Annotated in this window: 9 protein-coding genes; 3 read left to right on the plus strand and 6 right to left on the minus strand. The window is 35.1% G+C overall.

Going from position 1 to position 8553, the window contains the following annotated elements; all coding sequences use genetic code 11:
* The first annotated feature begins 236 nt into the window (after positions 1-236).
* Complete coding sequence (locus GSY74_RS08090) at positions 237-839, plus strand: hypothetical protein (RefSeq protein ID WP_164664598.1); 603 nt, start codon at positions 237-239, stop codon at positions 837-839.
* 126 nt (positions 840-965) lie between these two features.
* Here the strand turns inward: GSY74_RS08090 and feoB are convergent, their stop codons facing one another.
* From feoB to GSY74_RS08110, 4 genes are all read right to left on the minus strand, one after another.
* Positions 966-3071, minus strand: coding sequence for a ferrous iron transport protein B (feoB, locus tag GSY74_RS08095; RefSeq protein ID WP_164664599.1), 2106 nt, complete (start codon positions 3069-3071; stop codon positions 966-968).
* Positions 3071-3295, minus strand: a complete 225-nt coding sequence (locus GSY74_RS08100; protein WP_164664600.1) for a FeoA family protein — start codon at positions 3293-3295, stop codon at positions 3071-3073. Before GSY74_RS08100 ends, feoB begins: the two co-directional genes overlap by 1 nt.
* A 57-nt stretch (positions 3296-3352) precedes the next feature.
* Complete coding sequence (locus GSY74_RS08105) at positions 3353-4408, minus strand: OprD family outer membrane porin (RefSeq protein WP_164664601.1); 1056 nt, start codon at positions 4406-4408, stop codon at positions 3353-3355.
* Positions 4409-4588: 180 nt separating this feature from the next.
* Positions 4589-5539 carry an NAD(P)-binding domain-containing protein gene (locus GSY74_RS08110; protein WP_164664602.1) on the minus strand — a complete coding sequence of 317 codons (951 nt, stop codon included), beginning with the start codon at positions 5537-5539 and terminating at the stop codon, positions 4589-4591.
* A gap of 397 nt (positions 5540-5936) precedes the next feature.
* On the opposite strand from GSY74_RS08110, the gene GSY74_RS08115 reads away from it, so the two are divergent.
* On the plus strand, positions 5937-6155 hold the full coding sequence (locus tag GSY74_RS08115; protein ID WP_164664603.1) for a YdcH family protein: 219 nt from the start codon (positions 5937-5939) through the stop codon (positions 6153-6155).
* 160 nt (positions 6156-6315) lie between these two features.
* The gene (locus GSY74_RS08120) at positions 6316-6570 is read left to right on the plus strand and encodes a hypothetical protein (RefSeq protein ID WP_164664604.1); all 255 of its coding nucleotides are present in this window, start codon (positions 6316-6318) and stop codon (positions 6568-6570) included.
* A gap of 85 nt (positions 6571-6655) precedes the next feature.
* On the opposite strand, the gene GSY74_RS08125 is transcribed toward GSY74_RS08120, so the two are convergent.
* Together GSY74_RS08125 and GSY74_RS08130 are read right to left on the minus strand one after the other, a co-directional pair.
* Entirely contained in the window at positions 6656-6901 is a 246-nt protein-coding gene (locus tag GSY74_RS08125; protein ID WP_164664605.1) for a hypothetical protein, read from the minus strand.
* Positions 6902-8553 (minus strand): Na/Pi cotransporter family protein (locus GSY74_RS08130; protein WP_164664606.1); only part of this gene is annotated, 1652 nt, incomplete at its 5' end.

The following is an 8553-nucleotide window of genomic DNA, read 5'->3' on the forward strand; positions in this document are numbered from 1 at the left end:
GTTATAGAGATGAACCCACATGTGTTGTAGGATTAAATAGAGCAACCAATAGCTATAGCTCAAAAATAACCAATAATAAGTTGATTTTAGAGGATATTCAAGATGCTGTTATTCGAGCTTTTTAGAAAGGAGAGGTTATGAAACAAATAATAAGATTAAGCATAATCCGAACTCTTGGGGAATTTAAATTTCGTCATTCGTATATATAAACAGAACAAAAAACAAAAAGGAATATTATGAAAAAAATTACAAGTTCAACCATTTTGGCTTTAGCCTTGGCAACAACTACTATAGAAGCAGGATCGTGGTATATAGGTACCAACATAGGATTGATAAATTTTGGAGGAGAGGTTGAAGTAGAGAATGATTACACCACATATAAATCTACTAAAGATGTAGATAGTTCTCCTTTCATGCTTAAATTTGGTTATCAAAAAAATAATGATAATAGAACAGAGTTCTATCTCAAAAAAGATAATATTGAGATAGTAGGTGAGCTATTTAAAACATCTACAATTGGTTTTAATTATGAGTGGGGATTATCCTCTATGTCTAAAGAATCCATTCTACCTTATATCTCATTGGGTATAGGTGTTGGTAACTCTTCTTCAAAATATCTTGCTTATGATGATGGTACAGTTATAGAGTTAGCTTTATCTGGAGGAGTACATTATAGGATAAATAAAAATATAGATACAACTGTTGGTCTATTCCGTCGTGCTTTAGTTAATTCTGTTTCTGATGTAGCTACATATAGCTATTATGGTTATGAGAGTACAGATTATTTGACTACGGCTGTTACTAATGGTATTGAAGTTGGTATTAGTTATCATTTTTGATGATTAAGAAAAAATCAGACTTTAAAAAAAATGTTTGTTTTCCTTAGGGTATTATACCACTCACCTAATCAGAAGAGACTTTTCTGCCTATTCTAACTAGGTAGGTGAGCTATAATTGCTTTAAAATTAAACCAATATCCGATAGGTAATAAACGACAAGACCCAAGCTACAGTTGTGGTAAAGATAAACAGATAAAAGAGATACCTATACCCACCAGCCTCTTTGGCAAATACCATCGACGCTGCCAAACAAGGCAGATAAATCATCACAAAGACGATAAATGCCATCGCAGAAGCAAACGAAACATTCGCTTTTAGTTCACGGATAAGTGAAGCACTTCCCTCATCAACATCATCACCCACAGCATAGAGAACACCAAGAGTCGAGACCACAACCTCTTTAGCTGCTAGTCCAGTCTCCAGTGCCACTGCCATCTTCCAGTCAAATCCAAGTGGAGCAAAGAAAGGCTCTGATACTTTACCAAGTTGTCCCAAATAACTAGCCTCTAACTCTTTCAATTTTAACTCATTTTGCAGTGTTGATATTTTTACCTCATCACCTGATGCTTGTTCTATTTTCGTCTCATACTCTGCACCAAGAAGTGGCTGTTTTGGGTAAGCAGAAGCAAACCAAATAAGTATAGAAGCAGCCAAAATAAATGTACCTGCTTTTTTTAGATAACCCATCGCCTTACTATAAACTGTATGCCATATCAACGCCAGTGATGGCATACGATACTTTGGCATCTCCATAACAAACGGCTCATCTTCGCCTTTGAAGACAAAGATTCTCAGTATTTTTGCCATAACAAGACCAAGCATTGCCCCTGCTATATAGATAATAAAGAGAATATTTCCTGCCTCTTCTGGTCCAAAAAATGCCCCTGCAAAGAGAACATAGACAGGTAGTTTTGCCCCACAAGACATAAACCCAAGGATAAAAAGTGTAATCAGCCTATCTTTTTCACTTTTGAGTGTTCGTGTAGACATATAGGCAGGAACCGTACAACCAAATCCTGTAACCAAAGGAATAAAACTCTTGCCATGCAATCCAAACTTATGGAAAAAACCATCGAGCATAAAGGCAACACGGCTCATATAACCTGTGGTCTCTAGTAGTGCCAAACCAATATATAGGATAATAATATTAGGTAAGAACATCACAACCGCCCCAACCCCTGCAATAATACCATCAACAATAAGACTTCGCGTCCCCTCATGAGGAATGATTGACCCTACAATCTCACCAAACGCTCCAAATCCTGCATCTATCCAATCCATAGGGACAGCACCTAGTTCAAAAGTGAGCTGAAAGAGAGCCCACATAAAGAAGAGAAATATAGGGATACCTAGAACTTTGTTGAGCAGTATATCATCTATCTTTTTGGTTAGTGTCTTTTGACCTTTTGCCCTCTCACACTTCACCGTCTCCATACGAATACCTCTAGCAATAGCAATATACTCACTAGCCTTAATATCGGTAATATTTTTACTATCATGATGAGTATAGATATGTTCAAGCGAAGCGACAATCCGTGGTTGTAACTCTATCATTATCGGTTTCTCATGCAACTCTCTATAGAGGTCTTTGTCTTCAAATAGAATCCGTATCGCCATCTCTCTTGAGCTTAAATCTCGAAGCTTAAAATCTCGCTCATCAAAAAAGTTACTTAGAGCTAAAATCTCCTCCTCTACAGGATTACTGTAGATGATATTGGAGTTGTCTCGATGCTCTCTATCAGCAATATCATGAATCCTCTCAAGAAGCTCCTCAACCCCCTCTTTGGTGTTTGCAGAGACTAAAATAACAGGCACACCTATTATCGCTTCTAGCTGTTTTACATCTATCTTTAGCCCCTCTTTTTTAGCCTCATCAGCCATATTAAGAGCTAGTACCATCTTTTTATTGAGTTTTAGAAGCTCTAGCGTAAGCAGTAGATTCCGTTGAAGATGGGTGGAGTCTAGTACATTAATAATAACATCATACTTCTCGTTAAGTAGATAGTCATGAGCCACCTGTTCATCTTGTGAAAATCCTCTGATGGAGTAAGTTCCAGGTAAATCTACCATCTCAAACATGTGACAGTGGTGTTCAAAACAGAGTTCACTCTTCTCGACTGTCACCCCTGAAAAATTCCCAACTTTTAGGCTATTTGACCCACTCATAGCATTGATAAGCATTGACTTACCTACATTGGGCTGACCTGCTAAAACTATTTTAATCGCATCCATTATATCTTCTCCACTTCTATATCTACAGCCTCGCTTCTGCGTAAGCCAATGAGCGTACCATCTACTAGTATCTCCACCGTCTGATTGCCGACAGAGTAGGCCTCAATACTAAGCTCACTACCTCTAGCCACTCCAAACGAGACAAGCCTACTCTTTAACGACTCATCTGTATCTATCTTTTTTATTATGGCTCTATCGCCTTTTTTAAGTTCTGATAATTTCATGATTTCCCTCTTAACTTTTAATTATGCAAATGATAGTGAATATCAACTTAATATCTTCTAAAAACTATAATTTGCAAAAAATCTAACCATCTTCCCATCATCATACATATCAGAGTAGATTAAGTCCAAAGAGTGATTATCATTGACAGCATAACTAAGCAGATAGTCCGTCTCATCCTCACTCTTGTCAAAAGCTACATGGGTCAGTGCAAGAGTTGCTTTAGCAATAGAGTACTCTGCTCCCACCAAGATTGCCTCTTGGTCTATAGCATCTGCTACAGTATGGTCTTCACTAGATGTAAAAAATGGACCTCCACCAAATCCATTGCTAACCATACCATCCACCTTATTGTAGGCACTGACTAGTGCCAAATCTCCAAAATTCACACCTGCTGATAGTCCAAACGCCATATTGTCATTGTCTTGGTCAGTATATTGAAGAGCTAGATTAAACTGTTCAGTCTCATATCCTGCTTCGACATAATTAAAATTGGTATCGTCTAATCTGTAGTGCCACGCTTGAAGTGTTGTATTATCTATCCCTTCATAAATCACACTTGCCATCAGCACGGCATCACTTGAATCTTGTAAATTATTAAACTTCTCTGGAGTATCCGTATCCACCCCTGACCATTTGTCAAGTGAAGCCAAAATAACGGTTGTATCAGTAATATCTTGATTCACTAGAGTATAACCCTCAAAAGTATTAGGAACCATCCCAATATCATCACTATTAGCATAAGGGGTATCTACAACTTGTCGTCCTGCTTTAATAGTTGTTTTTCCTAAGTCAGCTTGAATATACGCCTCGCCAACAATGCTATAACTATCGTTGTTTGAATCTAAGAACATCCCCTCATTGTCTTTGCCAAAAAGTGCATTAGTAGTATAAAATTTCGCCCCTAAACTTATCCCTTTTAGTGGGTCTGTCTTGACACCAAGGCTCCCACCCAAAGATGCTGTTGAAGCTGTTCCACCCACTTCATCCTCTATCTGAACAACCCCTAATCTTACTTGACCCTCTGTTAAAACATTTGAAAAAACCTCTTTTAGATTCTCTGCTCCTATACTCATGGCTGTTAATGCTACCAAACTTAATGTTACTTTTCTCATTGAACTCTCCATTTATAGTTAAATAAAAATTAAAATGACAATTATTATCATTTTTATTTTAAAATAGTACAGGAAGTTTACTTAAGAGTGAGTGTTATTGATAATATTTATCAGTATTAGTTATATAACTATCATTTTCACCCTCTATCAAGAGGGTGGGTACATCTATTTATATCTTTCTTATTCTCTTCTCATATCCTGTAGAGCATCATAAGCATGATTGATAGCCATAGCAATAGAACCACCGTTATCATATATAATATCACCTGCCATATAGAGTCCATCTACACTAGTTTTATAGTTCTCATCAAATATTGGTCTATCTTTCTCATCTATATCAATATTTGACTTTTGCAAGAAATCAACAGGAGTTGTTCCACCAAGAGCGTAAATTACTCTATCATAAATAGTTGAGAATCCACTGTTGTAGTTAACTTTGACTCGACCCTCTGCATTTTCGATGGATTCAATGTCGATACCATACCGAACACGCAATCTCTCCTCTTGGTCATATCTCTCTATCATCTCTTGGTTTATATCATTGATTTTATTGAACGAATCTCTTCTATATGAGAGAGTAACACTGTTGATAGTTGTGAGTTGACAAGCATACTCCACAGCAGAGTCACCACCACCTACCACCAAAATCTTCTCATTACCTCTACACTCATAAGGGTTAAAGTTGACTACAGCTTTGATAGTTCGCGGAATTTTATATGAGGGCTTGTTTGGTTTTCCCATTCGACCGATAGAGACTATTACATTTTTAGCCAAAAACTCACCTTGTGGTGTAACTACAGAAAAAACCTCTCCCTCTTTATTAACTCTATCTACCTCTGTATTAAAACAGGTCTCGATACCATCACCATCAAGTAAGGTCTCAAAATACTCTAGCGTACTCTCTTTTGTCCCATCAAAAAAGTCAACATTACCAATCATATCAACAGTCTGACCTTTCCAATCTTTATCAACTCGTTTTGAGTCTTTGTAGTACTGTCTAATAGTTTGAGAGTGGTTATCACCCTTCTCTATCATCAAAATTTTCTCCATCTTAAAGATAGAAGCCTCCACAGCAGAAGCAATTCCACCCGGTCCCCCACCAACAATTATCAAATCATATATCTTTTGCATAATCAGTTCCTAATATCTAGTTTTAATGATTATACATCGGTTTTCTTTATAATTTGGAGAGAGATTGATATTTTTTAAAATAGTTAAGAAGAGGTGATACTTTTTTGTAGGGAGGGAGGAGTTGGATTGTCATCTAAATATTGAGAGTTGTTCAAATCTAAGTGCCGTGTCAGGAATCGCCACTTTGTATATTAAAATACTCCATTAAAAAAATCAGCAAAATGCACGAAACATAGCTATAGTTAAGACGAAATTTTGTGGCTATTTTGGAAGAGAGATTTTAGATGTTTAGAGAGTTAATAAATATACAATCAAACAATATACACCAACATATTTAATACCATTTTAACAATATTCATACTACAATTCAATTTAGAGAAACGAAAAGGAGATAATAATGTTAGCAGAATACAGAGTAGAAATTTCAGAACTTAAACAGAGTAATGCACACTTTACAAAAATTTTTAATGACCACAACAAACTTGATCAAGATGTTCAAGATGCAGAGCATGGTAGAGTTGGGATGAGTGATATGGAGATTGAAGTTATGAAGAAAAAGAAACTTATACTCAAAGATGAGATGCTTAAGATGATTTTAGAGTCTAAAAAAGTATAACTATAACTTAAACTCATCCCATACTTTAATTACATAGGGGGGCAGTCGCTACTTTTGTATAAAATTTCGATGGTTTGTTATCATAACATGAGGTTTTCAGTAAAATAAAAAATACTTACAGTAAAATTCCGATTGTAAAATCAATTAAAGGAGTCCAGAGATGGCAAAAGATAATAAAAAAGAAGCAAAGAAGTTAGAGAAAAAAGAGGCTAAGAAGTTGGCTAAAAAATTGGAAGCTAAAAAGAGTGATGATAAAAAAGTAGAGAAAAAGAAAAGTGAGAAAAAGCCTGAAAAAAAATCTGAAAAGAAAAAAGAGGCTAAAAAAATAGAAAATAAAAAATCTGATAAAAAAGAGAAGAGCAAAGAGAAAAAGTCTGACAAAAAAAAGTCAGAAAAGAAAAAAGCTAAAAACTAGATTAACCCAGTTTATAATCTATTAATGGTCTTTCCTTGGGACTCTTCGGAGATGCACCCCTTGGAAGAACCATTCATCAATATCCTTAGGTATTTAATTTATCCAATATCTTTTTCCCATTTTTTATATGAATAGCGACAATATCAAGTTCCTCTATTAACTGTTTTTTTTCTTTTTTATCCAACTCTTTTTCTAAAGATTTATTGATTTTATCTTCTCTCTCATACAATTTTTTTAATAAACTTTTAATAGACTTTTTTTTAGAAGATTTTTCTAACTCATCCAACTCTAAGAATTTTTTTGTCTTTTCAATAAATTTTTTTATTCCCATTTAGTTCTCCTTGTTTACCATTAAATTAATATCTTTATCACTCATAAGCATGTCGCTATTGTTCTCTAGAAATATCACTTCTGCCATGGCAATAAGGTTTGTACTAATATTGTAAGCATAAACAGTGTCATTCATTAATGAAGTTGCCATTTCATTAGTAATCAAACGATTTCTAATAAGGTTGTCTAGGATACCATTAGCAATTATATCATACTTTTCTGTATGTATTTTAACTTTTGAAAGTAGTATCAAAATTTCATCTTCCTCCTTGGAAGAGGCAATAGTATGGATGTCTCGTAACAGTTCTGCTAAATCTTGCCTAATCATATTGTATCTCTTTTTTATATATTTATTGGAACTGTTTGAATAGACAATCAAGTTTTTTTGTAGATGCTTTGTACCCTTAACTGCTTCGACGATATCTCTGTTAGCAAGTTTTAATTTGTACAGTTTTTCAATATCCTCAGGTCTCATCAGTGATTGAGCTTTGGTGGAAAAGTCAATAATTTCACCATAAATACCTTTGATATCACAGTTATAAAATTTATCTATATCTATAGGACTCTGACTGTAAGTCTCTTTTACAAGCTCTGCTAAAGGCATTGTTGAGACAACATTGCTCTGTTTTAAATTTAAACCATGAGTAATAATTCTGAATGCATTTTCATATAGATGTTTGGTCTCTTTGGTCAAGGCGGTCATGGCTATGGCAGGTAGTTCCAATATAGAGTCATTAAGGTATTTTACTTTGCTACACTCTTTGTCTGAAATGCCACTAGAATCTTTGAGTGTGCTTTCTAAAAAAATTACAAGTTTACCAATAAATGGAATCATTACAAGAACCCCAATGAAATTAAATATGGTATGAAATACTGCAAGTTTTAAGGTGTGGTCATCATTTGCAATGCCTATTAGATTACTGGTAAAATCAACAGCATAGATAAGTTGACTCATAAAAACAATAGCAATGAGACCCGTAACCATATTGAAAATAAGATGTGCTCCTGCAAGTCTTTTACCTTGAATGTTGGAACTCATAGCTCCAATAATCGCTGTAATGGTCGTTCCCACATTTGCCCCAATGGCTAGAGCTAAAGCATTTTCATAAGATATCTGACCAACAGCAAGAGCTGTAATAATTAGTACCAATGTAGCATGAGACGATTGCATAACAACCGTAGCAAAAACACCAATCCCTGTAAAGATAAATAGATATTTTAATCCAGTTCCACCAAATGATGCTAAATCAATGGTACTTTTAAAAGCTTCAAAACCATCTTTCATATAATGAATACCCAAAAATAAAAACCCAAGTCCTGCTAAAATATACCCTATCCCTTTAAGTGATTTTGCTTTTTGAAAAATAAGTATGACACCAAAGACAAGCATGGGCATGGCATAAGCAGAAATTTTTACCTTTAGTCCAAAACCTGCAACCAACCAAGCCCCCGTGGTGGTTCCAATATTTGCTCCAAAAATAATACCTATCCCTTGAGCAAGACCAATAAGACCTGCTCCTAAAAAAGAGATGGTAAGAACAGAGACAAGGGAACTTGATTGCATGATGGTTGTAGTGATGATACCAAAACCTATACTTTTGTAGAGTTTATCGGTAGATTTTTGTAAAATTCTCTCTAATGTACCACCTGAAA

The organism is Sulfurovum sp. bin170, assembly GCF_010892395.1.
GTDB lineage: Bacteria > Campylobacterota > Campylobacteria > Campylobacterales > Sulfurovaceae > UBA1140.

Bases quoted from the DNA above. Each gene is read 5' to 3' on its own strand.
- GSY74_RS08125 (WP_164664605.1), bottom strand. From the start codon at position 6,901: ATGGGAATAAAAAAATTTATTGAAAAGACAAAAAAATTCTTAGAGTTG.
- feoB (WP_164664599.1), bottom strand. From the start codon at position 3,071: ATGGATGCGATTAAAATAGTTTTAGCAGGTCAGCCCAATGTAGGTAAG.
- GSY74_RS08115 (WP_164664603.1), top strand. From the start codon at position 5,937: ATGTTAGCAGAATACAGAGTAGAAATTTCAGAACTTAAACAGAGTAAT.
- GSY74_RS08110 (WP_164664602.1), bottom strand. From the start codon at position 5,539: ATGCAAAAGATATATGATTTGATAATTGTTGGTGGGGGACCGGGTGGA.
- GSY74_RS08120 (WP_164664604.1), top strand. From the start codon at position 6,316: ATGGCAAAAGATAATAAAAAAGAAGCAAAGAAGTTAGAGAAAAAAGAG.
- GSY74_RS08090 (WP_164664598.1), top strand. From the start codon at position 237: ATGAAAAAAATTACAAGTTCAACCATTTTGGCTTTAGCCTTGGCAACA.
- GSY74_RS08105 (WP_164664601.1), bottom strand. From the start codon at position 4,408: ATGAGAAAAGTAACATTAAGTTTGGTAGCATTAACAGCCATGAGTATA.
- GSY74_RS08100 (WP_164664600.1), bottom strand. From the start codon at position 3,295: ATGAAATTATCAGAACTTAAAAAAGGCGATAGAGCCATAATAAAAAAG.